This is a genomic window from Saliphagus sp. GCM10025334, from assembly GCF_042663485.1.
GTDB lineage: Archaea > Halobacteriota > Halobacteria > Halobacteriales > Natrialbaceae > Natronosalvus.
Genome location: NZ_JBHTAF010000001.1, coordinates 1,598,088 through 1,624,262, shown reverse-complemented (window position 1 = coordinate 1,624,262; position 26,175 = coordinate 1,598,088). Strand labels below are relative to the sequence as shown.

General features: G+C 66.0%; 26 protein-coding genes and 1 tRNA gene. 10 read left to right on the top strand and 17 right to left on the bottom strand.

The annotated features are described in order from the left end of the window. Nucleotides 1–302 precede the first annotated feature (302 nt). Complete coding sequence (locus ACFQO4_RS07670) at nt 303–974, bottom strand: DUF7344 domain-containing protein (protein ID WP_500260316.1); 672 nt, start codon at nt 972–974, stop codon at nt 303–305. Nucleotides 975–1,195: 221 nt separating this feature from the next. Between ACFQO4_RS07670 and ACFQO4_RS07665 the strand changes: the two genes are divergently transcribed. Both ACFQO4_RS07665 and ACFQO4_RS07660 read left to right on the top strand, forming a co-directional pair. Continuing rightward, nucleotides 1,196–2,302, top strand: a complete 1,107-nt coding sequence (locus ACFQO4_RS07665) for an aldo/keto reductase (RefSeq protein WP_500260315.1) — start codon at nt 1,196–1,198, stop codon at nt 2,300–2,302. A gap of 126 nt (nt 2,303–2,428) precedes the next feature. Beyond that, on the top strand, nt 2,429–2,899 hold the full coding sequence (locus ACFQO4_RS07660; protein ID WP_500260314.1) for a DUF5518 domain-containing protein: 471 nt from the start codon (nt 2,429–2,431) through the stop codon (nt 2,897–2,899). A 201-nt stretch (nt 2,900–3,100) separates the two neighbouring features. Here the strand turns inward: ACFQO4_RS07660 and ACFQO4_RS07655 are convergent, their stop codons facing one another. The 4 genes from ACFQO4_RS07655 to ACFQO4_RS07640 form a co-directional block, all read right to left on the bottom strand. Beyond that, nucleotides 3,101–4,717, bottom strand: a complete 1,617-nt coding sequence (locus ACFQO4_RS07655) for a tryptophan--tRNA ligase (RefSeq protein WP_500260313.1) — start codon at nt 4,715–4,717, stop codon at nt 3,101–3,103. An 84-nt stretch (nt 4,718–4,801) separates the two neighbouring features. Beyond that, the gene (locus ACFQO4_RS07650; RefSeq protein ID WP_500260312.1) at nt 4,802–6,367 is read right to left on the bottom strand and encodes a sensor histidine kinase; all 1,566 of its coding nucleotides are present in this window, start codon (nt 6,365–6,367) and stop codon (nt 4,802–4,804) included. Between the two features lie 88 nt (nt 6,368–6,455). Next, nucleotides 6,456–7,541, bottom strand: a complete 1,086-nt coding sequence (gene endA, locus ACFQO4_RS07645; protein WP_500260311.1) for a tRNA-intron lyase — start codon at nt 7,539–7,541, stop codon at nt 6,456–6,458. A gap of 95 nt (nt 7,542–7,636) precedes the next feature. Beyond that, entirely contained in the window at nt 7,637–8,428 is a 792-nt protein-coding gene (locus ACFQO4_RS07640) for a DUF91 domain-containing protein (RefSeq protein ID WP_500260310.1), read from the bottom strand. Between the two features lie 202 nt (nt 8,429–8,630). On the opposite strand from ACFQO4_RS07640, the gene ACFQO4_RS07635 reads away from it, so the two are divergent. The 4 genes from ACFQO4_RS07635 (at nt 8,631) to ACFQO4_RS07620 (ending at nt 13,002) form a co-directional block, all read left to right on the top strand. Beyond that, nucleotides 8,631–9,143, top strand: coding sequence for a PH domain-containing protein (locus tag ACFQO4_RS07635; RefSeq protein ID WP_500260309.1), 513 nt, complete (start codon nt 8,631–8,633; stop codon nt 9,141–9,143). An 85-nt stretch (nt 9,144–9,228) separates the two neighbouring features. Continuing rightward, a complete protein-coding gene (locus ACFQO4_RS07630; RefSeq protein WP_500260308.1) occupies nt 9,229–11,625 on the top strand; it encodes a DEAD/DEAH box helicase in 2,397 nt (798 codons plus the stop codon). A 167-nt stretch (nt 11,626–11,792) separates the two neighbouring features. Further along, on the top strand, nt 11,793–12,164 hold the full coding sequence (locus ACFQO4_RS07625) for an ArsR/SmtB family transcription factor (protein WP_500260307.1): 372 nt from the start codon (nt 11,793–11,795) through the stop codon (nt 12,162–12,164). Next, a complete protein-coding gene (locus ACFQO4_RS07620; protein WP_500260306.1) occupies nt 12,157–13,002 on the top strand; it encodes an arsenite methyltransferase in 846 nt (281 codons plus the stop codon). The genes ACFQO4_RS07625 and ACFQO4_RS07620 overlap by 8 nt, the downstream gene beginning before the upstream one ends. Before the next feature lie 53 nt (nt 13,003–13,055). Here ACFQO4_RS07620 and ACFQO4_RS07615 read toward each other — a convergent pair whose 3' ends face one another. Further along, a complete protein-coding gene (locus tag ACFQO4_RS07615) occupies nt 13,056–13,232 on the bottom strand; it encodes a ribbon-helix-helix domain-containing protein (RefSeq protein WP_312910970.1) in 177 nt (58 codons plus the stop codon). A gap of 120 nt (nt 13,233–13,352) precedes the next feature. Continuing rightward, a complete protein-coding gene (locus ACFQO4_RS07610) occupies nt 13,353–15,704 on the bottom strand; it encodes a twin-arginine translocase subunit TatC (protein ID WP_500260305.1) in 2,352 nt (783 codons plus the stop codon). A gap of 688 nt (nt 15,705–16,392) precedes the next feature. Here ACFQO4_RS07610 and tatC point away from each other — a divergent pair. Then, the gene (tatC, locus tag ACFQO4_RS07605) at nt 16,393–17,511 is read left to right on the top strand and encodes a twin-arginine translocase subunit TatC (protein ID WP_500260483.1); all 1,119 of its coding nucleotides are present in this window, start codon (nt 16,393–16,395) and stop codon (nt 17,509–17,511) included. Nucleotides 17,512–17,750: 239 nt separating this feature from the next. Here tatC and ACFQO4_RS07600 read toward each other — a convergent pair. After that, nucleotides 17,751–17,822, bottom strand: a tRNA-His gene (locus tag ACFQO4_RS07600). A 206-nt stretch (nt 17,823–18,028) separates the two neighbouring features. Between ACFQO4_RS07600 and ACFQO4_RS07595 the strand changes: the two genes are divergently transcribed. Further along, complete coding sequence (locus ACFQO4_RS07595; protein ID WP_500260304.1) at nt 18,029–18,484, top strand: DUF5814 domain-containing protein; 456 nt, start codon at nt 18,029–18,031, stop codon at nt 18,482–18,484. A gap of 54 nt (nt 18,485–18,538) precedes the next feature. Here ACFQO4_RS07595 and ACFQO4_RS07590 read toward each other — a convergent pair whose 3' ends face one another. The 3 genes from ACFQO4_RS07590 to ACFQO4_RS07580 form a co-directional block, all read right to left on the bottom strand. Continuing rightward, nucleotides 18,539–18,937 (bottom strand): DUF8146 domain-containing protein, encoded by a 399-nt coding sequence (locus ACFQO4_RS07590; protein ID WP_500260303.1) that lies wholly within the window; start codon nt 18,935–18,937, stop codon nt 18,539–18,541. A 204-nt stretch (nt 18,938–19,141) separates the two neighbouring features. After that, on the bottom strand, nt 19,142–19,768 hold the full coding sequence (locus ACFQO4_RS07585; RefSeq protein WP_500260302.1) for an RPA family protein: 627 nt from the start codon (nt 19,766–19,768) through the stop codon (nt 19,142–19,144). Further along, the gene (locus ACFQO4_RS07580; protein WP_500260301.1) at nt 19,769–20,698 is read right to left on the bottom strand and encodes a replication factor A; all 930 of its coding nucleotides are present in this window, start codon (nt 20,696–20,698) and stop codon (nt 19,769–19,771) included. A 210-nt stretch (nt 20,699–20,908) separates the two neighbouring features. On the opposite strand from ACFQO4_RS07580, the gene ACFQO4_RS07575 reads away from it, so the two are divergent. Continuing rightward, complete coding sequence (locus tag ACFQO4_RS07575; protein WP_253431819.1) at nt 20,909–21,220, top strand: DUF7091 family protein; 312 nt, start codon at nt 20,909–20,911, stop codon at nt 21,218–21,220. Between the two features lie 18 nt (nt 21,221–21,238). Here ACFQO4_RS07575 and ACFQO4_RS07570 read toward each other — a convergent pair whose 3' ends face one another. The 3 genes from ACFQO4_RS07570 to ACFQO4_RS07560 form a co-directional block, all read right to left on the bottom strand. After that, complete coding sequence (locus tag ACFQO4_RS07570; protein WP_500260300.1) at nt 21,239–21,826, bottom strand: DUF8215 family protein; 588 nt, start codon at nt 21,824–21,826, stop codon at nt 21,239–21,241. Nucleotides 21,827–21,971: 145 nt separating this feature from the next. Then, on the bottom strand, nt 21,972–22,757 hold the full coding sequence (locus tag ACFQO4_RS07565) for an SDR family oxidoreductase (protein WP_500260299.1): 786 nt from the start codon (nt 22,755–22,757) through the stop codon (nt 21,972–21,974). A gap of 64 nt (nt 22,758–22,821) precedes the next feature. Continuing rightward, complete coding sequence (locus ACFQO4_RS07560) at nt 22,822–23,280, bottom strand: Tfx family DNA-binding protein (protein ID WP_500260298.1); 459 nt, start codon at nt 23,278–23,280, stop codon at nt 22,822–22,824. A gap of 195 nt (nt 23,281–23,475) precedes the next feature. On the opposite strand from ACFQO4_RS07560, the gene ACFQO4_RS07555 reads away from it, so the two are divergent. After that, nucleotides 23,476–24,009, top strand: coding sequence for a hypothetical protein (locus tag ACFQO4_RS07555; RefSeq protein WP_500260297.1), 534 nt, complete (start codon nt 23,476–23,478; stop codon nt 24,007–24,009). Between the two features lie 131 nt (nt 24,010–24,140). Here the strand turns inward: ACFQO4_RS07555 and ACFQO4_RS07550 are convergent, their stop codons facing one another. The 3 genes from ACFQO4_RS07550 to ACFQO4_RS07540 form a co-directional block, all read right to left on the bottom strand. Further along, on the bottom strand, nt 24,141–24,482 hold the full coding sequence (locus ACFQO4_RS07550; protein WP_500260296.1) for a DUF7977 family protein: 342 nt from the start codon (nt 24,480–24,482) through the stop codon (nt 24,141–24,143). A 102-nt stretch (nt 24,483–24,584) separates the two neighbouring features. Continuing rightward, the gene (locus tag ACFQO4_RS07545; RefSeq protein ID WP_500260295.1) at nt 24,585–25,628 is read right to left on the bottom strand and encodes a zinc-binding dehydrogenase; all 1,044 of its coding nucleotides are present in this window, start codon (nt 25,626–25,628) and stop codon (nt 24,585–24,587) included. Between the two features lie 62 nt (nt 25,629–25,690). After that, on the bottom strand, nt 25,691–26,137 hold the full coding sequence (locus ACFQO4_RS07540; RefSeq protein WP_500260294.1) for a UPF0146 family protein: 447 nt from the start codon (nt 26,135–26,137) through the stop codon (nt 25,691–25,693). Nucleotides 26,138–26,175: the final 38 nt, after the last annotated feature.

Below are 26,175 nucleotides of genomic sequence, written 5' to 3'. Positions count from 1 at the left end.
TGTGGCGAAGGTCATAGACGTTCGGTTCTCGATTTTCGCTCCCTCTCGAGAGCGTTCGGTATCAGAGTAGTCCGACGCTACCGATCGGTGCAGAGCCGGAGTTTCGCCGATAGTGATTCCCCACGCTCGAGAACGGGTTCCCACGCTCGAGAACGTGTTTCTCTCGCTCGCGAATCAGTATCTATCAGCCTCGCCTATCGGGATGCTCTTCGACGAAGGCGTACTTGGCGATCATCTGAACGGTCCTCGAGCGCGGCGAGAAGACGGAACGCGGCTGTCGTGACTCGGTGCCAGCGGACCGATCAGAGCGACGTTCCGGCGACGAGCGGACGCGAGGGCGTGTCGAAGTCGGTGTCGACGATCCCGTCCTCGAGGTGGTTGTCGGCGTACATGACGCCCTTCTCGCCGACAGTGACCAACCCGGACGCCTCGAGGGCGGGCAGGTGCTGGTGAGTGAGGGTGATCCGCACGTCCGTTTCATCGGCGCCGGTCTCGGCGGCGACTTCCGAGGCGAGGACGGCGACGGAGAGCGGCTCGGACGCCTCATCGAGTACGGCGAGGGCGACTCGACGCCGCTCGTTCGCGAGCGCCTCGAAGACGGCGTCCCAGTTCGTGTCGTTGCGCTCGGTCGTCTTTCGGATGGTCGCCCCGTCGAGGACGAGGTCGTCGGGCAGCGAGACGGCGTCCGCCTCGCGGTCCCAGGAGAGCAATCCGGCGTCCTCGAGCAGGGGCAACTCGACGTGAACGAGCGCCGTTCGGCGCTCCTCGTGCTCGTCCGTGGTGATCGACGCGACGGGCTTCCCACGCTCTTCGGCAGCGAGTTCACGGGCGACCTCGTCGACCGAGAGCCGGTCGATTCCGCCCTCGCGCCGTTCGCCGACGAACGCCAGAATACGCCGTCGCCGTCGACTGGTAATGGCGTTAAACGTCGAATCAATCGACAGATTACGTGCCGCAGAGTCCGTCTGGCTCATACAACCGGTGCTTACTACCATAGCCGGTTAAGCATCGTTCCAAAACAGATTGGTGGTCGGTCAACGTTCGTGAATGACTGCTATGGTACTGTTCAGCACCCGGACTGGACGCACGGTTTCAGCTTCGAACGACCGCCGGACGTTCCCCGCCGCGTCTGTGGTTCGCGACGAACGAGCGACGTTCCGCACGCCCTAAGTCCCCTCGCTCCTAAGCCCGAGATATGCAGTATCAGACGCTCGGAACCGCCGATGTCGAGGTCAGCGAAGTCGGCTTCGGTGCCTGGGTCGTCGGCACCGACTGGTGGGGCGACCGCTCGGAAGCCGACGCGATCGAGATGATCGACCACGCTCTCGATCGGGGGATCACCTACTTCGACACGGGCGACGTCTACGGCCACGGGCGAAGCGAGGAACTCGTCGGGGAGGCCCTCGCGGACGTGCGCGAAGACGTCACCATCGCCACGAAGGTCGGCTACGATTTCTACAACAACCCGCAGGCGGGTCACGGCGAGTTGCCGAAAGCGATGGACCCCGACTACCTCCGGGAGGCCGTCGAGCAGAGCCTCGAGCGACTCGACACCGACTACGTGGACGTTCTCCAGTTACACAACGCGAACGTCGACGAAATCACTCCGGACGTCCTCGAACTCCTCGACGAACTCGAGGAGGAGGGGCTGATTCGCGCCCGCGGCCTCGCGCTGGGTCCCTCTATCGGCTGGCTGGCCGAGGGCGACCTCGCCATCGAGGAGGAGTTCGACTCCCTGCAATTGGTCTGGAACGTCCTAGAGCAGGAGGTCGGCAATCACTTCCTCGAGACCATCGAGCGCACCGGTTCCTCGACGAGCCTGATCCCCCGCGTGCCCCACTCCTCGGGTATCCTGAACGAGCAGGTGACCCCCGAGACGGAGCTCGACGCGGGCGACCACCGCGGCTTCCGCCCCGACGCCTGGTACGAGACGGGCTGGGAGAAACTTGAGGCCCTGCGCTTCCTGGAGCGCGCGGAACGTAGTTCCGCGGATACCTCGAGCGGGCGAAGCCCGGGAGAGAGAGACGGCGAGCGAACCATGGGCCAGGCCGCCATCGCCTGGCTCCTGAGCCACGAGTCGGTCGCCAGCGTCACGCCGACGTTCCGCACTGCCGACGACATCGACGAGTGGGCGGCCGCCAGCGACGTGCCGAAACTGAGCGACGAGGAACTGGCTCGCGTCGCCGACCTCTACGAGGACGACTTCGGCATCGACCGCGAGGACGGCATGGACTCGCTTCGGTCGTCGGTCGACGGCGAGGACATTCGATCGGCCGGCCTGGACAAATTGGCTGCCGACTGATCTCGTCGCCGCGCTGAGAAAGACGGTGGCGCTCGAGCGTTGGCGGTCCTGATCTGACGAATTTCTTCGACCACGGACTACACACGAATACGAACATTCTCGTCGGTCGGCCCGAGAGTGACGGTCATGTCGTCCCCCGAAACCTCTCCCCCGGACGGGCCGAAGGGAACGGACGGAACGGAACACGCGGTCGAACCGGTCGAATCAACCCCCTCGAGCGAACCGAACGTGCCGGACGCTCGACCAGCCACGATGAACGGCCTCCTCGGCGGCCTCGTCGCCGTCTTCACCTCCTTTCTCACGTTCTCGGTGCTCCTCGGCGGCCTCGTCGCCGGCTACCTCGAGGGGGCCGACAGGGAAGACGGGATCATGGCGGGTCTGTACGCGGGCTTCGTCTACGCCGCACTGATCCTCCTGCCGCTCGTGCTCGGACTGGGGCCGGTCGTCGGCGTCGGAGACCTGGTCGGTGGGCTCGAGTTCGTCGACGGCGGTCTTATCCTCTTTATGGTCTTTTACAGCACGTTCGCCGGGGGGTTCGGCGGCTGGGTCGGCGCGTACCTGAACGAGGAGTTCGGTGACGTGTTCGGTCGCCTCTAGTACGAATTAGTTCGCTGACCGCTCGTCACCGACGTCGACGATACTTTCTCTCGAAGCCCGTGTTCGGCTCCGACGCCGATTCCGACGCCGAATCACGGAACGACGCCCGGAATTCTGAGCAGAGACACCCCCCGAATGCTTCCATTGCTACCGCCGAGAGGAAGACCGGTTTCGTTCCTGAATCCCGCCGTCGCGCCGCGATCAGCCGCGCCGCGGCGACTCGAGTTCGATGTCCGCCGCCTCGAGCAGGTCGGCGACCTCCTCGCGTTTTTCCTGGTGGTCTCGCAAAAACTCCTTCATGAGGTGGGCGGCCTGTTCCTTGCAGTCCCCACAGAGGCGCTCGCCGCCGACGCACTCGTCGTAGACCCGTTTCGCGAACTCGTCGTCGTCGCCAGCGAGCAGGTAGGCGTAGAGTTCGTAGACGGGACACTCGTCGGCTCGTCCGCCGAGTTCGCGCTGTTTCTCCGCGGTTTCCCGTCCACCCGTGGTCGCCGCCTTCACCTTGTCGTAACCGTCTTCGGGGTCGTCCAGCAGCGAGATGTGGCTGGCCGGAATCGAGGAGGACATCTTCCCGCCGGTGAGCCCGGTCATGAACCGGTGGTAGATGGACGACGGTGGCTGGAAGCCGTAGCCGTCGTGAGCGAGTTCGATCGTGCGGGCGATTTCGGCGGCCTCGTCGTGATCGAGGTCGAAGGCGTCGACGTGTTCGTCGAAGACCCGTTTCTCGCCCTCGACGGTGTCGATCAGCGCCTCGAAGGCCTCGTCGGTCGCCCGACGGTTCAGGAACCGCGTTCGAGGACGGAGGGGTTCCATGCCGGCGTTCTCGAGTTTCGATGTGGTGCGCTCGAGGGCGTCGTCCGTGACAGTCTCGAGATCGAGTTCTGGGCCGACCTCACTGTCGGCGGACGAGAGCCACTCGGCAGCCTCCACACACCGCGGCTGGTCGGGATCGTCCGCGTACGACTCCCGGGCGTCGTAGGCCGCGCCGATCGCCACGAGTTCGTCCTCGGTCGCCTCGAAACTCGCATACGCCGTCGTTATCCCGAAGTAACGCATCCTGGAGGCGAGGTCGCGCGCCAGCCTGACGTGTGGGTCCTGGTCGGGGCCGACGGGGATCACCGTGGGCTTCGGTCCCTCGAGCTGGGGGTAGAGGATGTCGGCCATCTGCGTGACGACCGACTGCATGTGCGAGACGTCGGTTTCGCCGTCGAAGCCGTAGATCGCACCCAGTTCCGAGAAGTTGGCCTCGATGCCCAGTTCGAAGGCCAGGTCCTGCACCTCGCGCTCGGTCGACTGGCGGTAGATCGTTCCGTCCTCGAGATCGAACCCGAGCGCCAGCAGCGAGAGCAGGTAGTCCCGGGCGTGTTCGTCGATCTCGTCCCAGGTGAGCCCGCGCGCGGAGTGCGCCTCGAGGTCGGCGATTAACGCGTAGGCGTCCCCGCCCTGCTGTTGGTGCCAGATGATCTCGTCGAAAACGAGCTTGTGTCCGATGTGGGGGTCGCCGGTCGGCATGAACCCCGAGAGGACGGCGAAGGGGTCGCCCGCGCGCATGGCCTCGAGGACCGGCCGGTAGTCGCGGTGACCGAAGATGACGCCCCGGCGCATCAGGTAGTGAGGATGGGGCAGGTCCGCGAGGAGTTCGTCGAACTCCTCGATGCCGAACTCCTCGAAGAGTTTGCGGTAGTCGGAGACGCTCGAGGAGCCCCAGGGGTCGAGGGCGACTTCGTCAGCGCCAGCGGCCCCTCCGTCAGTCAGCGGTTCCTCGGTGGCCTCGTCGGCCTCGGCGTCTTCGATGGTATTCGTGACCGTACCGGTCATTGTCCCGGATTCGCCGCCCGGTGCGCAAAAACCTTCGCTTCCGCGACGTCCGTCCCGTCCCGACTCGAGGCCGTCGCTCGCCGATCAGGACGCCTCGTTCAGTTCGTCCACGTCGTCCGCCGTCGACCCCGTCCGAACCTCCAGGCGAAAGCCGCTCTCGGCGTGCTGGCTCGTGCCCGCCTCGACCGTCCAGCCGTGGGCCTCCGCGATTCGGCGGACGATCGACAGGCCGAGTCCCGTCCCCTTCTGGGTGCCCGAGTGACCGTACTCGAAGAGCACCGCGAGGTCGGCCTCGCCGCTGACGCCGACCCCGTCGTCTTCGACGTAAAACCCGCCGTCGGGGAGCGATCCGAGCCGTACCCTCACGCCATCGCCGCCGTGGGTGACGGCGTTGCCGAAGACGTTCTCGAACAGCTCTCGAAGCGCTCCCGGCGTCGCCTCGACCGGTTCCAGGTCGGCTGCCGGATCGAGTTCGAGGGTCGCCTGCCCGGTGTCGACGGTCTCCCAGGCACGCCCGGCGACGACGCCGACGGACACCCACTCGAGGTCGCCCTCGTCGATGTCCGAGCGGACGAGCGTCAGGACGTCGTCGATCAGGTCGTCCATTCGCTCGAGCGATTCGGCGATCGGTTCGACGTGGTCGCTCGAGCAGTCCTCGTCGAGGAGTTCGAGGTAGCCGGTCGCGACGGTCAGCGGATTCCGCAGGTCGTGAGAGACGATGGCAGCGAACGCCTCGAGGCGATCGTTGGCGCGCTCGAGGTCGCGCTCGCGCTCGGTTCGCCGAAACGCCGCAGCGGCGTGTTCGGCCAGAAACTCGACGAACTGGCAGTCGTCGACGGAGAGGGTCCCCGACTCCGGCGTCACGACGCTCATCACGCCGTACGAACCGAGCGGGACGATTATCCCCGCGGTCATCGGGTGTGCGGGGTCGCCGAGGACGTCGCTCTCGTCGATCAACCGAAACCTCGCGTTCTCGACGTGGGCCAGCGGGTCGTCTTCGGTTTCGGCGAACACGGTGGTTCGCCCTTCCCGAAAGGCCACGCCGGCGAGCGAATTCTCGAACGGGAGGTGTTCTGGGACCGCACCGTGGCCCTTCCGTTCGTCCGTCGTGGCCACGAGGTCGAACCGGCCAGTCCCATCGTCGGCGGCGAAGACGGCGGTCAGTGGCTGCTCGAGAACGGTACTCGCCGTTTCGACGGTCGTTTCAGCGATTTCGTCGGCGGTCGACGCTCGAAAGAGTCTCGGCGTCGCCGTCTGCAGGGCGCTCAAGATTCGCATCTTGCGGTGTCGGTCGAGCCGTTCGCCGACGTAATCGATCAGCGTCTCGGTCGCGTCAATCGGGATGGCTGCGGGCTGGTAGGGCCCGTCCTCGAGCCACGAATCCGAATCGCCGTCGACACAGCGGACGACCGAACACGTCGCTTGTGCTCGAACTCGCTCGAGGAGATCACGTCGACGACGCTCGTCGTCGCCGACGTCTCCGACGACGACGCACCCGACGGTCCCGGACTCGAGGCGGTCGAACGCAGCCGAGAGGTGACGTTCGTGGACGACCGGCGTGGATAGCCGGGACTCGAGCGTCGTCGTGACCGCCTCGAGACCGGTGCCGACGACGAGGACGTTCGGCGTGTGTCCACGGTCCACTGTCATAGATTCACGAGGTAACGAGGCTGCAAATACGTTGGCGTGGAATCGACCGTTGAAACGGGTCTCGAAACCGAATTCGAACTCGGCTTGGTCAGGGGGTCAGCCGCTCGAGCGACCGCCACTCGACGTCGGCGTCGGCGTCGGCGTCGGCGTTGGCGTCACCTCCCGGACCCACCTCGCCGACCAGCGCGAACACCATCGTCTTCCGGACGCCGTGGGCCAGCCGTACGTCGAGCGAGATGTCTCGCGGCTCGAAGACGTGCTCTGCCGGCAGCACCCGGATCAGGAGTTCGGAGTGGCCGAGGTCGTCGACCGACTCGACGTTCGCGTACGTCCGGAAGTCCGCGCCAAACTTGTAGCCCGTCTTCGGGACGACGCCGGCCTCACGGAGCGCGGTGTAGACGGCCAGTCGCCGGTCGAATCGCTCGCCTTCGACGTCGCGACCGCGCTCGAGCACCGCCGCCGGGTCGAGGTCGATCGCGCCCGCCGACGCGAGGTGGGCGGCCTCGAGCAACGAACACTGCAGGGTCGGTCGGTCGTACTCCCGGCCCTCGAGCGGCTGGCCGTAGAACGTGCGTTCGTACAGCTCGAGTGGGGGGTTCCAGATGACGACCCGATCCGCGAGCAGGTCGGCGTCCACGTCCTCGGGCAGGGCCGTCTCGCTCGTTCCCGAAATCTCTGGCCGGCCGACGTCGAAGTAGGTGATCTCGCTCTCCTCGTCGACGACGGCGAGGGCGCCGCTCTCGAGGTCGCCCGCGGCCACGTCGGTTCGCTCGCCGACCACGCTCAGCGCGTACTCGATCTCCCCGTCTCCCGGCCCCTTCCCGCGGGGGAAGACGGCGAACTCGGCTCGAGGCGGGTCCGACACCCACGGTTCGCGAGCGGGGGCGAGGTAGAACCCGCGCGAGCGGAGGTCGGCGTAGACGAGGAACCGAACGCCGAAGTCGGGTTCCGGTCCCGGTTCGCGGGCGAGGAACGAGCGAAACGACAGTCGCTCGTCGCCGTCGCGGACGGCAGCCAGGTCGCCCCGGTACAGCAGGTGGGCGGCCTCGACCGGCGCGAGGGCGATCTCGTTGCCCTCGAGCGGGTAGCCGTAGCCGCGTGAGTCGTGAAACCGCTGGCGGGCGTCGTTGCCGACCCGGACGACGTCGCCGTCGAACCGTCCCTCGAGTTCCATACCCGGAGGTGTCGGGCGGGCCACAAAGCCCCTGCGGATCCCGTCGTCGGTGCTGGTGGCTCACGTCGCCGGGCAGGCGTCTGTGCGGCGAGTCGTCAGTGCTCGGCCGTCACCGATCCCTCTTCGGCTGTCGCCTCGGACTCGAGCGCTCCCACCGGGGCGCGGTCGCAGGTCGCGTCTAGACAGCGGGTGCCGGTCGCAGTGTCGAACGTGGGGAGGCCACAGGCGCACTCGCCGTCGACGACGCCCGTGGGGACGACGAACCCGGTGTCGCAGTCGGGGTAGTGCTCACAGCCGGCGATCAGGCCGCCCCGTCGAAGGATCAGCAGGTCCCCTTCGCAGTTCGGACAGTCCCACTCGCGGTCGAACGCCTCGCGGACGGCGTCGTCGAGCGATTCACAGCCGCGGTCGAGACAGACGTGGAACGCGAGCCCGCGCTCGACGCGCATGCGAGGGAGACCACAGTCACAGCGGTCGTCGCGGAGAGTCGCATCCAGCGGGATGCCGTAGCGGTCGCCACAGCCGACGCAGTGGACGCCGTTCGACCGGACGAGGACGCCGGTGCAGCCATCGTTCGGACACTCGCCCACGGGGGTACCGGCGCTCGAGGCCGGATAGGTGGCGAAGCCGTCCTCGACGTGGGCGGCGACCCGGAGCGTCTGGGTGTCCTTCTTCGCGACGAGGGTGAACCCGTCCTCGCGGTCGCTCGAGACGCTGTCGGCGCGGGTGAGCCAGGCGACGGGCTGGTAGCCGTCGACGTCGTGGACGAGGACGGTGTTGTCGGGCTTGACCATGGTCGTGACGCGGCCGCGGTACTCCTCGCGGTCGGTTCCGTCGGTGATCACGGTGCAGTCACCGGCGAGGACGCGAATGCTGTCGTCGGGCATGGGTGGTCTGGCCGCGCGATGGTATATAAACTCTCGAGCCGGTGTGTCCCGGTCCTGGCGCCTCTCCTCGACGCCTGGCGAACGGCCCGCTTCGATTCGCGTTCACGTTCTCGTTCACGTCCATGTCCCGTGCTCACGTTCGTCTTCGCGTTCGATGTGAGCGAGACGAGACTTTTTGACCCCGGTCGTGATACCGGTTGGTATGGGGGAGACGTACGAGGCGGACTGGCTCCACCTCGCCGACGGGGAGGCCGTCGTCTGGGAGAGCCGGCCGCATCCGATCGACATGGGGTGGAAACTGCCGATGGGCCTCGGGTTGATGCTCTTCGGAATCGTCGTCCTCGGCCTGTCGGCCGGGACCGAGTCCGGCCTCGCGAGGGCGATTGGACTGGGCGTCGGGGCCGTCGGCCTCGTCGTCGTCACCGCGACCTACCTCCGCTGGACGAGCACGCGCTACGTCCTCACCACGAGCCAACTGTACCGGAAACGTGGCATCCTCTCCCGGGACGTCACCCAGTTTCGTCTCGACCGCGTCCAGAACACGACCCTCGAGCAGGGCGTCCTCGAGCGATTGCTCGGGTACGGGCAGTTGACGGTCTACACGGCGGGCTCGGCCGACCCTGAACTCACGTTTACGCACGTACCGAATCCCGAGCGCGCGGCGGGCCGGTTGAGCGCCGAACTCGAGGGCGATACGGGTATCCAGCCGACGTGAGCGGGATTCGGTACGAGACGCCTCGTGCCCCCGTCGCTGGCCGGGACAGAAACGCCTTTCACCGGGCACACCCCGTGTCCGAGTGATGGAGGTCGCCGAGGTTCTACCCGACTTTGCCGACGCCTTCGCGTTCGAGGCGTTCAACGAGATGCAACGCGAGGCCCTGCCCGCGTTACTCGAGCGCGAGGAGAACGTGGTCGCGAGCGCGCCGACGGCGTCGGGGAAGACGGCCCTGGCCGAACTCGCGATCTGTAACGCACTGGCCGACGGTGGTACTGCCCTCTTTATCGCGCCGTTGCGAGCGCTGACAAACGAGAAGGAAGCCGACTGGGACCGATTCGACTCGCTCGGCTACTCGGTGTACGTCGTCACCGGCGAACGCGACCTGAATCCGCGCCGGGCGAAGCGCGCGGACATCCTCGTGATGACGCCCGAGAAGCTCGATTCCGCGACTCGAAAACACGACTCGCCGCGGTACGACTTCGTGACGGACGTCGACGTCTGCGTGATCGACGAGGTCCACCTGCTCGACGCCGACCGGCGCGGCTCGGTCCTCGAGGTGACCGTCTCCCGACTCCGCCGGCTCTGTGATCCCCGCGTCGTCGCGCTCTCGGCGACGATGCCGAACGTCGACGACGTGGCGGCCTGGCTCGACGCCCCGCCGGCGTGCACGTTCGAGTTCGGCGACGAGTACCGGCCGGTCGACCTCAACGCGGGCGTCAAGACCTACACGCACGGCGAGAATTCTTTCGCCGACAAGTACCGTCGCCTCTACCGGGCGCTCGACCTCGCCGAACCCCACCTCCGGGAGGACGGCCAGGCACTCGTGTTCGTCGCCTCCCGACAGGACACCGTCCAGGCGGCGAAGAAGGCCCGAGACGAGATCGGCGAGCGCGATATCCCGATGGGCGCCCGCGGCGACTACGACTTTCACACCGAGACCAAGCGCCTCGAGAACGATACCCTGCGAAACTCGGCGCTCGACGGCGTGGGCTTTCACCACGCGGGCCTCTCGAAGAACGACAAAGATCTGGTCGAAGAGTGGTTCAAACAGGGCAAGATCGAACTGCTGTTCTCGACATCGACGCTCGCTTGGGGGGTCAACCTCCCCGCCCGCTGCGTCGTCATCCGGGACACGAAGTACCACGACCCGCTCGAGGGCGAGGTGGACATGAGCCCGCTCGACATCCTCCAGATGCTCGGGCGCGCGGGCCGACCCGGTTACGACGACGTCGGCTACGGCTGGGTCGTCTGTGACGGCGCCGAGGCGGACGACTACCGCCGACTCCTTCGAGAGGGAAAGGAGATCGAGTCCCGGCTGGCCGAGAGCCTCCAGACCCACCTCAACGCCGAGATCGCGATGGGAACCATCGCCGACCTCGAGGACGTAATGGATTGGCTCGAGACCACCTTCTACTACGTTCGCGGCCAGTCGCGCCCGGAGTCCTACGACTTCCAGAACCTCCGACGGCGCGTTCGAGACTGCCTCGAGGAACTGGTCGAGCAGGGCTTCGTCGAGACCGGCGAGGACCTCTCGGTCGAGGCAACGCCCCGGGGCGTGCTCGCCTCCACGTACTATCTGCGCCTCGAGACGGCCGTCGGTTTTGCAGCGCTGTGTGACCGGGCGATGGGCGCCGGGGGAGACGACTCCACCACCGCATCGGTGCCGGGAACGACCCTCGAGGCCGACGACGTCCTCGAAGCCGTCGCCACGGCTGGCGAGTTCGACTCCGTCTCCGCCCGCCAGTCCGAGCGCGATGCGATCAACGCTGCGCTCGTCGGCCAGGACACTGGCGACCTCGACGCCGGTCAGCGAAAGGTGCTCGCCATCCTGCGAAGCGCCGCCGACACCGGCAACACCCCGCAGGACCTCCGGAGCGACGCCTGGGTGATTCGACAGAACGCGCTTCGCCTGCTCGCCGCCCTTCGCGCGTTCCTCGACCGGTTCGCGACGCCGCACGATGCCAACCTCGCTCGGCGACTCGAGGCCCGGATCGAGAACGGCGTTACCGACGACGCGGTCGGCCTGACGGCCATCGACGGCGTCGCCGCCGGTCGGGCGAGCAAACTTTCGACGGAGGGACTCTCGACGCCCGGTGACGTTGTCGCGGCCGGCGTCTCGGGACTCGAGGACGCGGGGCTGGGCGAGAGCATCGCCGAGCGCGTCTACGAGGGCGCACAGACGCTCCCCGCGGTCGAACTCGAGTGGGGAGACTTTCCCGAGACCATCGGTGCAGGCGAGAACGCCGTCCAGGAGGTCCGGATTCAAAACGTGGGGGAACCGGCCAGGGCCGGCATTCGCGTCACCGTTAACGGCGTCGAGATGACCAGTACCAGCACGTACCTCCGCGACTCGGAGACCGTCCCCGTCGGCGTCTTCGGTGCGAACGCCGACGCACTCGAGTACACCGTCAGCGTTGCCTTCCCCGACGAGCCGCTGTGTCCGCTCGAGGAGCAGCGGACGGTCGAGGTTCGTCGATAGCGTCGGTCTCGAGGACTGTCCGCGATCAGGCGCTCGAGGCTCGAGCGGTGCTTCTCACGTAGATCGTTCTAACGGGAGGGAGCAGTATGTTCTCCAGTAGACGTCGATACGAGCCATCACCGTCGAAACACCTATATTAGATCATGCTAATATTAGGGATAGCTAAAATGACTGCGCACCACCCGGCGAACGAATCCACTCGGTCGAATCGAGACGCGGACTGCTGTCCCACGGCCGAACACGCCCTGAGCGAACGGGAACTGGCCGCCGACGTCCGAACGCTGTCGGCCGTCGGAAGCGACACCCGGTACGAGGCACTACGTCTCATCGCCGACCGCGACGAGGACGTCTGCGTCTGCGAACTGGAACCTGCCCTCGGCGTGAGCCAGGGTGCGGTCAGCCAGGCGCTCTCGCGACTGTACGCCGCCGGCCTCGTGACGCGGCGCAAGGACGGCCGGTGGCGGTACTACGACACGACGTCGCGAGCCGACAGACTGCTCGCGGTCCTCGACGAAACCCGGAGGCTCGAGGATGAGTGAGGATCGATCGGCCACGGAAACGGAAAGCGACGGACTCAGCGCCGCCGAACAGCGAAAGGCGGTGCGAGCGCGGTACGCCGATATCGCTACCGATTCAGCAGCTTGCTGTGGCGACACTGGCGAGTCGTCGTGTGGGAGCGACACCGACGATGCGGAGACGTACGACGACCGGTCGCGGTCGATGGGCTACGCCGAGGATGCCCTCGAGAGCGTCGCGTCGGGCGCGAACCTGGGACTCGGCTGTGGAAACCCGACCGCAATCGCGAGTCTGGAGTCGGGCGAGACCGTCCTCGATCTCGGCTCTGGGGCGGGCTTCGACTGTTTCCTCGCCGGACAGGAAGTCGGGCCAGATGGCCACGTCGTCGGCGTCGACATGACGCCGGAGATGGTCGAGAAGGCTCGTGAGAACGCGCGAGAAAACGACGCGACGAACGTAGAATTCCGCCTCGGCGAGATCGAGCACCTTCCGGTCGCCAACGGGTCGATCGACGTGATAATCTCGAACTGCGTCGTGAACCTCTCGTCGGACAAACCGCAGGTGTTCGCCGACGCGTTTCGCGTGCTTCGACCAGGTGGACGCCTCGCCATCTCGGACGTGGTAACCACTGCTCCGCTTCCAGATCAGGTGCGAGCAGATCCGTCCTCGGTCGCCGCCTGCGTCGCCGGCGCGTCTTCGATCTCGGCCCTCGAGTCGATGCTTGTCGAGGCAGGGTTCGAGGATGTCTCCATCGAACCGAAGGCGGACAGCGAGTCGTTCATTCGCGAGTGGGACGACGACCGCGATCTGAGCGAGTACGTCGTTTCCGCGACCATCGAAGCTCGGAAGCCGGTCCGGTGAGTCATCGGCTACCGAATCGACGCGAAGAAATCGGAAACGAAGGCGACGGCATCCTACGATTCCTCCTCGAGCCGATCGTGTCGCTCGTCGATCTCGTCCAGGATGTCGAGCGTCTTGCGGATCGAGGCGCGAATCGCGTCGCTTCGGTTGACGAACTTTCCCTCGTCGCCGACGTGTTCGTCGAGGTCCTCGAGGAGTTCCTGGGGGATCTCGACGCTGATCTTCGGCATGTGCTCCACTTTGGAGGCGGAGTCCTTAAGCGGTTTGTCGGGATCGCGTGGCAGAATCGCTGAGCGATCGAGCGGTAGAGAAACTGAGCGGCCGAGAAACGGAAAACGAACTGAACGGTACTACCCGGTTTCGTGCTCGGCGGGTTCGGGCGCCGATGTCGATCCACCGCCGCCGAATAATCGCCCGCCGCCGGTGAGCACGTAGAGGACGGCCAGTCCCAGCATGTAGGTCACCGCGAGCGGGATCGCCATCAGGAACATGGTCAGTATCCCTTTCGGACTCGCGAACGCGGCGACGGTGAAGATGCCGACGACGACCGGTCGCCAGCGCCGGAGCATCGTCCGATAGCTGACGATACCGCCGACGTGGAACAGCGCCATCGTGACGATGATGTTGAACAGGAACCCGATGCCGACGGTCGTGTAGATCACGAGCCAGAAGAAGCTCTTGATCCGGTAGGAGACCTCCATCCCGTTGGCGAGCGCGTCCGCGACGAGATAGGAGATCACGGAGGGGGCGATCCAGAAGAACCCGAGGTAGGTCCCGGCGGCGAACCCGAGCGCGATCGTCCCGCCCCAGACGAGGAACACGCGTCGGTCGCCCCGGACCAGGCCGCGCTCCCTGGCTGGGGGCCAGGCGTAGTAGAGCAAGAGGGGAAGCACGGCCACGAAGCCCGCGATGACGCTCACCTTCACGGCGAAGATCAGCACCTCGACGGGGTGGATCGCGACCACGAGGTCGGTCTGTTCGAGGAACGTCTGTAAATCCATCCCGCTCGGATCGACGTCGCTCTCGACGGCGACCTCCTCGAGGACGGACTCGGGCATCCGGCTCAAGAACAACTCGAGGACGTCGCCGACGCCGCCCTGATAAAGCCAGAAGAACGTCCCGGCCATGACGAGCATGAACAGGCCGACCAGCCGGAACATCTTCGAGGTCAGGCTGTTGAGGATGAACGCGAAGTCGTACGCGTAGCCGCCGATGTCCTCCTCGGTCGTCTCGTCTTCGGTGAACGGGTCGAGCATGCCGGCGGCCGTGCTCGAGAGGATGCCGCCGCTTTCGTCGGCGTCGCCGGTGTCGCCGCCTTCGGTTCCGGCGGATTCACCGGGTGCCGTCGCTGGCGCGCTGGCGTCGGCGTCGGCGTCGACGTCGACGTCGGCGTCAGCGGCCGCGTTCAGCGAATCGTACCGGTCGAGGATCGCCTGCGCCTTCGCCTTGTCGTCGTCGTACATCGCCTCGCGGGCCTCCTCCATGGCCTCCTCCTCGGTCATCTTGAGGAAGACCTGCGGCGGCGCGCGCTCGATGGCGTCGGCCTCGAGCACCTGCAGGTCGATCTCGGAGGGGTCCGTCGCGGTTCGAAGCGCGGATTCGCGGGGGTAGATCGGCCGCTGGAGGACCACGATCGTGTAGCCGATCAGCGCGACGAGCGCGACGCCGAGGCCCACGATCAGTCCCGCGGTGATCGTTCCCGTGAGGCCGTGTTCGGCCGGCAGGGTCTCGAGGATCGAGCCGCCGCCGGGTCGAATCCAGGCGGGGAGGGCGGGGTAGACCTCCTCCTCGAGGTACTCGAACGCGCCGTAGCTGATGGCGAGGCTCGAGAGGCCAGCGATCGTGAGAATGCCGAGGCCGAACTGGAGGACCCGGCGTTTGACGAGGCCGGTACCGCTCTCGAGTTCGGCTTCGCCCTTCCGGCGGACGTTGGCGACGAGTTTCGCGAGGCCGAGACTGAACACGTAGAGGATGACCATCGGTGCCGCCCACATGACGAGGGTGAACGGGTCGGGCGGCGAGAAGAGCGCGCCGAAGACCGTGATGGCGACGATGGCGTGGCGCCACTTGTCCCGGAACGTCTCGTAGGGGACGATTTCGGTGTACGAGAGGGCGCTCATGAACAGCGGTAACTGCGCGGCCAGACCGAACGACACCGTGAGGAGGGCGATGAATTCGGTAAACTCGGTAATCCCGAAACTGGGGTTGACGCCCATCGCAACGGCGTTCCCGGCGAGGAAGCCGAAGGCGTAGGGGAAGAAGACCCCGTAGGCGTAGATCAGTCCGACGACGAAGAGGACGAGCGAGAGGAGGACGAAGGTGGCGAGGTAAGCCGCCGAAATCGGGACGGCGCTCTCGATGCCGCGTTCTCGAAGCTTGTCGCGCGAGAAGTAAAGCAGCGCCGGAATCGCGACGATGACGCCGACGATCATGCCGATTTTCGCCTGGAGCAGTATCACCTCGAACGGCGTCCGCGTGATGACCGTGGCCTGGTCGGCGACGTTTGGCGCCATCTCGGCTTTCGCCGTCGCCTTGAGGAAGTCCCAGATGTACAGTCGGAGCGCGTAGAACGATCCGATGAAGCCGATCACGAAGATGATAAAGACCTTCTGGAGATTCGCCTGGGCACTCGAGAGCATCGCCCCGAGCGTGTCCCGTCCGGCATTTATCGTCCGGACGGTGTCCTCGTCGATAGCGCTCATTCGGTGTCCCACGATAGCTTATTTACAGTTATCAACTTTTCGAGTCAACACTCGTGATGGACGTCCGTTTTCGGTCTCTCGGAGGCCGTTTCGGGTCGATGCTCTTCGACCGAATTCGCCCTTCTGGGGGGTCGGTGCCGTGGACCAGGCCGGTTGGGACGATGGCGACCGAAGGGTCGTTTCGGCGCCCGATTGTGTCACCTTCCTCGACTCTCAATCCCGTGGCGTAAGAAAAAGGCCTATAACCGGGCGCCTATCTATATCCCGATAGATGTCGGACGAGTCGGATGCTGGGTCGGACACCGATGAGGCCGAGGAGCCGCGGGACTCGAGCGCCGAGGCCGCTACCGATCCCCGATCCGAAAACGACGTCGCCACGGCCGCGAGTGATCGCGATGGGGACGCAAACGACGGTGAGGACACCACCGCCGATGGCACCAATGGTGACGATACCTCCGGCGATGCCGACGGCGAGGCCAACGAACCCTCGAGCGACGACGACACTGATGCGTTGAGCGACGACGACACTGATACTCCGGACGCGGCCGACGACGAATCGACCGGACTCACGGCTCGCGGAGGGACAACCGACGGCGACGCGCCCAGCGGGTTCGAAGACGTTCCGCTCGACGAACGCCCACAACTCGGTCCGAAGGGGAGGGGCCGTTCGAACGACGAGGATTCGAGTATCGGTGGCGATGACGAGGCCACGTACGAAGCCAAAACCGATACCGAATTCGAATTCAACCCCAGTCTCGAATCGTCCGAAGAGGACGAGGGAGACGAGGAGTCTGAGGACGATACAGACCCCGATGACGTTGATCTCGAAGGCGAAGATGAAGACGAAGACGAGGTCGACGATTTCGAAGACGAAGACGACCCCGCCGGTGTCGGCACCAGCCCCGACCTCAGCCACCTTGAGGAACCCGCCCCCGAACCGCCGGGCGAGACCGACACCGACGCCGATGCGACCGCCAGCCCAGAAGCGAAGACCGACGGCCACGGCCACCACGACGGGGCGCGAGACCGCCAGGAGCCGAGCTATCCGGACCCCGACGACGACATCGGCGGCATCTCGACCCCACCGGACGACGAGGAGATGCCCCTGGCCGACCACATCGAGGAGATGGTTCTCCGGCTGGCCGTCGTCTTCCTCGTCGGCGCGGCCGCGACGTCCATCGCCCTGCTGTGGTCCTCACAGGCCATCGGACTCATCTGGGAGAACGTCTTCCCCGGACCGGCCGCCGAGGTGCCGCCGCCGCACGTCTACGCCCCGCTCGAACTCTGGCTGACCCGGATCAAAGTCGCCGCACTGGCGGGGATTATGGTCGCGATTCCGATGCTCGTCTACCAGGGCTACCTGTTCATGCGCCCGGGGCTGTACCCCAACGAGCGCAAGTACTACCTCGCGGCGGTGCCGACCAGCGTCGTCCTCGCCGGGATCGGGATGTTCGTCTCGTTCATCGTCGTGTTACCGATTCTGTTCGAGTACTTCACGTTCTACTCGGAGGGGAGCGCGGACATCGCGTATGCCCTCGGCGAGACGTTCGGCCTCATAATCACGCTGACGGGCTTCCTCGCGATCGTCTTCCAGATCCCGCTGCTCGTCATCCTCGCGGTCCTGATGGGCGTGACGACCCGTCGATGGCTGGCCGACAAACGGCTGTACTTCTGGGCGGCGTTCGCCGGCCTGTCGTTCATGTTCACGATCGACCCGACGCTGATGGCGCCGATCATCGTCGCGATCATCATGATCATCCTCTTCGAGGGGACGTTGCTCCTGCTCAAGTGGACCGGGCGGGAGTGATCTGAATCGGGGCTGAAGTGTCGTTTTTCGCTCGAGTCAAGCCGCCTCGAGTTCCGAGAGCGAATCGGTCGCCGTCGCCGTTTCGAGTCCGGCGTCCGATCGAACCGTCTCGACGCTGATCTGGCTAAACTCCGCTCGTCGGTGACACGGCAGACAGAGCGAGACGACGTTCTCGAGACGTGAGCATCAGACCAATATATTCTCCTCTAAGGGACCAAAAATATAAAGAAGTTGATACAGTCCGGGTGCGAGAATCGAACCCGCGTCTCAGCCTCCACAAGGCTGAAGGATAACCACTACCCCAACCCGGACGCGCTTGCAAGCACTCTTAGCCTGGTCAACTTCAAATACGTTACGACTCTCGAGACGGGATGGGAGTGGCTAGCGTGTGCTGACGGCCGCCCGGTCCATCGACCTCGTACCTAACTACTCATCTTCTCTCATAGCTCGAGCCCGTAATCCGCACCACAACTATCCGAGCCGTTTTTGCCCGTGCCGCGAGTACTCCCACCAACGCGTGGCCATCACCGACAAGATCTACGTCAAGAACCACCGCCAGGTCAGCTCCCAGCTCGAGACGAACATTCCGAAGGGGGCGTTCAAGGGAGCGACGTTGGACGTGCTCTTTCAGGGCCAGGGCCTCGAGAAACTCGATGACGCTACCCGCGATCGGGTGCTCGACTTCGCGACGGACTTTCTGGACTGCGACTGCGACAACAATCCCTACTGCGGCTGTCCCGAGCGGAAGTTCGTCCGCTACCTCCTCGAGTTACGCGCTCAGGGGCTCGGTCCGGACGCCATCGTGGACGTGATGAGCGACGACTACATGGTCTACGCCTACTCCGGGGACGTCCTCTCGTTTCTTGACAGCGGGGTTCGCACGCTCGAGGCCGCGGAGGGGCTGGCTCGCGTCGAGGGCGACGACGAAGCCGAAGAAGAGATTCGGCGCGTGAAGCGGGAGTTGTCACGGTAACTGCACGAGCCCGTTCGCCGGGTTCGACGCTGGCTTCGGTGCTCGTCCGACGAGCTATCGAACCGTCGGCGAGTCGCTCGAGTCGTCGAGGTCGTCCAGCAGGAGGACCTCGTCTTCCTCGTCCTCGAGGCGATCGCGCAGGTCGGTGACGTAGGACTTGTGCTCTTCGAGCTGTTCACGCAGGTGCTCGGCCTCGAGTTCGAGTCGCTCGTGCTCGCGAACGAAGCTCTTTGGCACCTCGACGGTGGGCGGGAACGACTGTTCGTTCTCACTTCGGGCCTCGAGTTCGTCCTCGGGGACGACGGCAACCTGTCCGTCGTGGTCGACCAGGAGATCGACGTAGTCCCGGAAGACGGCGGACAACGAAATGTCGCGCTCCTCGGCGATCTCCTGGAGGGCCGCGAAGGCGTCCTCGTTCACCCGGAACGAGATGGTCTTGTTCTTGTTGCCCATGTCGGTATCGATGACCTATCGTCGCGCGAGGCACTTAACCGTTTGTCAGACGACCGGTTACGGCCCGTCATCGCCGCCTCCAGTCCGCTTCGTCGGCGATGGGGTGACGATTTCCAGCGTAGGCTCTCGCTCGAGGCGCTGTCAGCAGACCGATCTTCGTCCACAAAAAGGGAATACGACAGGGTGGTGCGATTCGGTCTCGATTCAGGCCGAGGCCTCGACCTCTTCGAGGCTCTCCAGCGCTTGAATCACGTCGCGACGGTAGTTCTCGACGGGCGAGTCGTACTGCTCGCGGGCCATCTGGGCGTACTCGTTGGTGGGAACCGTCGAGCCGCTCTCGGGAGCCTCCTGCTCGGCTTCCCACGTCTGGAACGCCTCGACGCGGTCGAGGGTCCGTTCGGCGGTCTCGACGACCCAGCGGTCGCGGGTGGCCTCGTCGACGACCGCGATGGACTCGGGTCGGACGGAGACGTTGACGGTGCCGTCGTCGGTCTCGTAGGTGCGTGGCTTGCCGACGATAGCCACGTACGCCGGCGGCTCCGTGTCCCGGAGGACCGCGGCGGCCTCGGGCTGGTACTGGCCGGCGTAGACGAAGAACGTCCCGGTCGGATCGACGACGCGCCCCCGCCAGTACTCGCTCTCGTCGCCCACGTCCTCGGTCTCGGTGAGCGTGCCGACGAAGAACACGCGGTTTGCGCGGTCGCCGGTCGGCAACAGGGCGTAGTTCGGCGCGCGCTCGTCGTCGGACTCCTTGAACGCGTACGTCGAGTCGTTGAATTCGGAGGCGAAGACGCGCTTTGCGACCTCGCGGGTGAGTTGTGTCTGAGACATTTACATCGACCTCGCTTTGATCAGCAGTTCCTCGGCATCGACTGGCCCATCGAGTTCCTCGACCTCGTCGGCCAGCACGTAGCGGCCGAAGGTCGGCCCCTCGATGCGGTAGTAGGTGCCGACGATCCGATCACGGATCTCGTCGGCGACGACGGTCGTGTCGAGGGCGTCCATCGCCATGTCTTTGGCCTCCTCGAGGCTGATCCCCGTCAGCCCCTCGGTGGCCTCGGCGTCGAAGATGACCTCGTGGGCGTCGAGGCCGTCGTCGACGACCCCCTTGATGCGCAGGTCGAAGTCACCCTCGACCTCGCCGTGGTCGGGACAGCGCCCGTTCTGGAGCACGTAGGTACAGTCGTCCTCAGGGCAGCGCTTGATGAGGCCGCTGCCGCTCTGCATGTCCACCAGCGCCCCCTCGATTTCGCTGGTATCGTCGCCGACCTCGAGGTCCTCCTCGAGTTCTTCGACGACCGTCGTCGAGTTGAGTTTGACCGAGTACCGGCCCTGGTACTCGTCGGTGACGACGTTACGGAGGTCGTAGACGCCGCCCTCCTCGAGGCTCGGGAGGTCGGATTTGGCCCACTTGGTGAACTTGATGGTACCCGTCGGGTCGCCCAGGAGGCCGACCTGCGCGACGGAGTCGCTGCGGGGCTCCCAGAGTTCGATGACCTTGGCGGTGAGGTCGATCCACTCTTCGGGTTCGTCGACGTCCTCGATCTGGGCGCGCTCGCTGCCGCCGCTCGAGATGTCCTCGCGTTCGAGGCCGGCCTCGTCGAGGTAGTGCGTCGTCACGGATCGGCGAGCCTCGTCCATCGGGACTTTGTACTCGTCGACCAGCGTGGTGAGTCGCTTCTCGACGTCCTCGACCTCGAGGTCGATGTGTTCTGAAAACTGCTCGTGTATGTCTTCTGCGTGTTGGCGTACGTCGCTCATCGGATCACGCCTCCTCTTGTGTATCCATGGGAGGCATACCGGTGTTCGCGCCCGATCGTATTTAAACTGCCGCCACCGGAGTGAAAGTGGTCCTCGAGCGGGTTCGATGCGTCGCGTCGATCGTCTTCGTCCCTTCCCGGTCGATAACGAGGCGCGAGCAGCTGCCTCTGGCCAACAGTATATGTGTCCGGCCCACGAACACTACCCACAATGGCAGATCGGCGTCGACTCGAGCGATTTTTGCGCTCGAAACTCGAGCAGGCGGGAACCCAGTACGCGGAGGTTCGCCGGTCGGCGGACGGGCAGCTCGAGGAGGCACGGGAGGCCTACCGCGTGGCGCGAAACGCCCGGAGCCTGCCGACGGACGATGCGGGGCGGGCGAAGATCGTCTGCCGCCGATTTGCGGAGAAGCGAGCTGCGAAACTGGACGAGGAGTTCCGGCCGGCGTGTTACGAGGCGGACCACCCTGACTGCGAGGGGTGTGTCGAGGACGTTCACGAGGGGCGCATCGAGACGTGGTGACTACTCGAAATCCAACTTTTAGTCGCCCTCGAGCCGCCCATACACCCACTCGCCCAGCCGCGGGAACGCGAGGGCGGCGAGGGCGCTCGAGCCGACGGCCACGACGAGCGATGCGGGCGGAAACCCGACCGCGTCCCCGGCGGCAGGGCTCCCGAACGCAATCGCGCCGAGCACGAGGTTGTAGTAGGCGATTCGGAGCACGACGAGCCACGGGGTGAGCGAGAGCCAGCCCCGAACGTCGGTTCCCAGTGGCCGGATCCACCCGCCGCGAACCCCGGCGGCGACCGCCGTCATCGTCAACCAAGCGACGAGCATCGCGCTCGAGACGCCGTAGACGGTCGGGTCGGGCGAGAGGAAGGCCAGGGTTATCGCCGGCAGTCCCAACACGGCGAGTTCCGCGAAGACGGTGGTCACGTCGTGGAGGTAGCGCCGAAGCGGCGGCTTTTCGGCTCGAGCCAGCGTGCCGTGACCGTACCAGGTGCGACGCTGGCTCGAGTAGGCGGGGCGGGTGGCCCGTCCAGGAGCTTGCTCTCGTTGCGGGATCCGGTCGCGTCCTGGAGTCCGATCGCTATCCGATCCTTGGTCCCGTCTCGGCTCGCGCGTCATTCTCGGCGGCTACCACGACGAGATACAAATGCTGGTGGGGGCGTCCTCACGAATCGCGAGCGGTGGGTGATTGTCGCTGGTCGTCGCTGGTCGTCGGACGCTCCCGGTCGTCGAACGTCGAACCCGAACGTTCCTCGATCGGCTACTAGCTCCGCAACAGCCCGCCGTCGATCGGCACCTCCACCCCGGTAACGAAACTCGCGTGGGGGCTCGAGAGGAAGGCCACCACTTCACCCAACTCCTCCGGATCGCCGATTCGTCCCATCGGGATGTCGTTGGCCATCGCCTCGAGTCCCGACTCGTAGTCCTCGTAGGTGCCGTTCTCGACGCGAGCATCGATCAGTTCCTCGATGCGGGGCGTCTCGATGGTTCCCGGCAGAACCGCGTTCGCCCGGATCTCGGGCGCGAACTCCCGGGAGACGGTCTTGACGAGACCGATGACCGCCCGGCGGACCGCGTTCGAGAGCAGGAGGCCGTCGGCGACCTCCTGGACTGTCCGGGAGGTGATGCAGACGATCGACCCCTCGTCGGACTCGAGCAGGTGCGGGTGGGCCTCCTCGATCGTCCAGACGACGCTCATCACCAGCAAGTCGTAGGCCTGGTACCACTCGCGCTCGCTCGTCTCGAGGAAGGTCGTGCTCGGCGGGCCGCCCGCGGAGGTGACGAGGTGGTCGATGCCGCCGAAGGCCTCCGCGGTGGTCGCGACCAGGTCCGACACCTGGTCGGGATCCGTGAGGTCGGTCTGCTTCGCGAGCACCTCGCCGTCTCCCTGCGAATCGACGTGCTCGCGCGCCGTCTCGAGCCGTTCCTCGTCGCGCCCGCAGATGGCGACGTCCGCGCCCTGGCGGGCGAGCACCGCCGCGCTCGCCAGGCCGAGGCCGCTCGAGGATGCCGTTACCAGTGCCGCGTTGTCGTCGACGTCGAGGTCCATGGGTCTACTACGGTGGCCGAGGACAAATCTCTCGGGGCCGTGGCAACCCGCTTTCCTTTCCTCTTCACTCGGACTGGCGAACCCGGACCGATCCGTCGCTCGTGACTCCGACGACGAGATCCGTCGCCACCCGTCGACCGGTCACCGCGTCGCCCGCGGCGTCCGAAACCACCTTCATCAGGTCCGGCGCGGTGTACTCGACCTTGACGCCCGCCTCGTCGCAGGCCGCGTACACCGCCTCGGGGACATCGTAGAGGTCCGTTCCCGCCTCGACCTGCACGCGAACCGGGGCTCGCAGCGCCTCGGCGAACGCGATAGTCTCGCGTGCGCGCTCGAGGTTGTCGCGGGCGCTCCCCTCGACCGAGGAGACGTTGGCGCGGGAGGTCCCGAGCGCGTCGGCGATCGACGCCTGGGAGAACCCGCGTTCGCGGAGTGCCAGCACCTGCGCCTGGCGGTGGGTGAGGACGCTCGCCTCGGGGTCGAAGCCGACCTCCTCGAGGATTTCCTCGGCGTCCTCGATCACGGTCGATACCCCCTCGACTCGACGGCGGCCGTCGCGGCCGTGATCGCGTCCATACCCGACCTAGGTGAGGGGATCCCCAAAGCATCTCCGGTCGTTGGGCGGTCTGTGGCGTCCCGTCGCCGTACTCGTCACTTCAAGTCCCACTGCCGCACTCGCAACCTTCAACCTCCGTCTCCACCACGACTCGAGGTAAGGATGAATCGCCCGCTCGGCTTCGACCCGTTCGCTACCCAGTCACGACGCGTACACGCGCTGACCGTTCTTGGCGGGATCGCGGTCTGTCTCCTCGCGTACTTCGGGGCCGTCGCCGCCGTCTACGGCGACCTCACGGTGCTCGCGCTCGAGTCGAATATCGGCGCACAACGGGTGGGCTGCGCGGCCGCGGGCGTCGCCGTCTGGACGTACTTCTCGCTCGCGTTCGTCCGCGGCTACGGCGGGCCGGTGTTAAACGTGCTCCCGTACCCGATCGCCATCGTCGTCCTCGCGCCGTTTCCGGCGCGGTGGCTCCTGTTCGGCCCGGACGTCTCCGGCCTCCGATCCAGGTTCGTCGGCTTCTTCGTATTCGAGCCACTGATCACGACCGCGGTCGCGGTTCTCCCGGGACTGGCCGCCTGTACCGTCGTTCTGACGGTCTGGGCGTCGCTGATTGGGGACGAGACTCGAGAACGGTGGGAACGGCGCCACCTCACGAGCGAGTTCTACGATGCGTTCGTCGATGTCGAGGAGTGAGGGTAAGGGGAACGGTTCGACTCGAGACGAGCCTCGAGATGCGAATCGTGAGGAACCGTGGCCCGAGGTGGGACACTCGCGGCAAAGAAGTCGCGGAACGTCCCTCAAGGCGAGAACCGACCAGTTCGGGCTCAGGGCCGCGTCGTCGCCCACACCGCCGTCAGCGCGAGCATTGTCGCCGGCAAGAGCGGGAGGATCAACAGCGCGAACCAGTAGTCCATATCCGGCGGCGTCAGCAGGATGAGTCCGGGAGCGACGATGAACGCGAGGACGATCATCCCGACGAGCACCCAGCCGCGACGACCGAACTCTCGGTCGCCCGCCTCGGGGTGGATCGGTCGCTCGAGCCAGGCGTCGTCGTTCGAGTCGTCCTCGGTGTTCGCGCTCGCCTTCCGGTCGTCCGCGGCTCGGCGACCCTCCTGGTCGAACGCGTTCGGGTCGTGGACGTAGCCGCCGTCGTCGCTCGAGGTCACGTGTGAACGTTTCGAGCGCGTCTGCATAGCCCTCACGGTTCTCGTTCGCACGTCAGGGCCGATATTCGACTTTCCCGTCCGTCCATCACGGCCCGTCTTCGACTACTCGAGTTCGCTATCCGGTCGAACGACGACCTTCCCGAATCCCTCGCGATTCTCGAGGAGGGCGTGGGCGCGGTCGGTCTCGCTCATCGGGAGCACCTCGCGGACGGCGGGTTCGAATGTGCCGTCCCAGACGAGTTCCATCACGTCGTCGACCTGACCCGGGGTAGCCATCGTCGAGCCCAGGATCGTGAGCTGGTTCCAGAAGATGCGGGGGATGTCGGTCTCGGGATTCGGCCCAGCGGTGCCCCCGCAGGTGACGAGGCGGCCACCCTTCGCGAGGCTCCGGATGGAATCGCGCCAGGTGCCGGCGCCGATGTAGTCGACGACGACGTCGACGCCGCGCTTGCCGGTCTCGGCGCGCACCCAGTCGGCGAAGTTCTCCTCCTCGTAGTCGACGACGTGGTCGGCGCCGTGGGCCTCGGCGTATCGCAGTTTCTCCTCGCTACTGCCCGTGGCATACACCTCCGCGCCCGCGTGGGCGGCGATCTGGAGGGCCGCGTGGCCGACGCCGCCGCTGGCTCCCAGGACGAGGATGGACTCGCCCGCCGAGATATCGGCTCTGTCGATCAGCATGCGCCACGCGGTCTGGAAGACGAGGGTGGTCGACCCCGCGGTCACCCAGTCGACGCCCTCGGGAACGGGGATCAGGTTGTCCTGGGGGACGGCGGCGTACTCGGCGTGGACGCCGGGGACGTGCTCGCCGATGACGTGGTAGGAGACGCAGAGCGGGTACTCCCCGCGGCGGCAGAACTCGCACTCGCCACAGGAGACGCCCGCGGAGAGGGCGACCCGGTCGCCCTCCTCGAATCGGGTGACGGCCTCGCCGGTGTCGACGACGACGCCCGCCGCGTCGCTGCCGGGGACGTGTGGCATCTCGAGGTCGAGTCCGGGTAGCCCGCGTCGCGTCCAGACGTCGAGGTGGTTGAGCGCGCCCGTCTTCACGTCGACGAGCACGTCCTCGGGGCCGACGTCGGGGTCGGGAACCTCGGCGTACTCGATCACGTCGGTGTCTCCGTGGCCGGTGAAGGTGACAGCCTGCATACCGGGGCCAACGCGGGAGTTCGTGAAAAGTCGTTCGTCACCGACGGCGCTCGTTTTCCCTCTCAACGGCCGCCGCCGGGATGCTCCGTTCCACGATGTGAGACGAACAGCGTCTCTCGAGGCAGCGACACTCGCTCGACGGGCACCAGCGGCGGATCGCCACCCAGCGTCGTGAACAGGAAGTCGGCGTCGAACGCGCGAGCGACCTCGAGCGCCGGCCGATGCAGTTCTGGTGGGAGGTTCAGCGCGTAGATGGCGTCGGCGTCGGCGTACAACTCGAGGTCGGGGTCGGTGACGTCGTCGATCACGAACCGCACTCCCTCTGGGGTCTCGCGCGGGTGAACGTCCGTCGCAACGACCGCACACCCGGCCTCGACGAGCGCCTCGGCGACCGCCGTGCGCCGTCCGATGCCGACCTCGAGCAGGCGCTCGTAGGCTGCGAGCTTTCCCACGAGCGCGTCCAGATTCTGGGACCGGTCTCCGTCTCGATCCCGGTGAAAGCGTACCACGGCGGGACGTTTATGCTGGGGGGCGCCATAGACGTTGC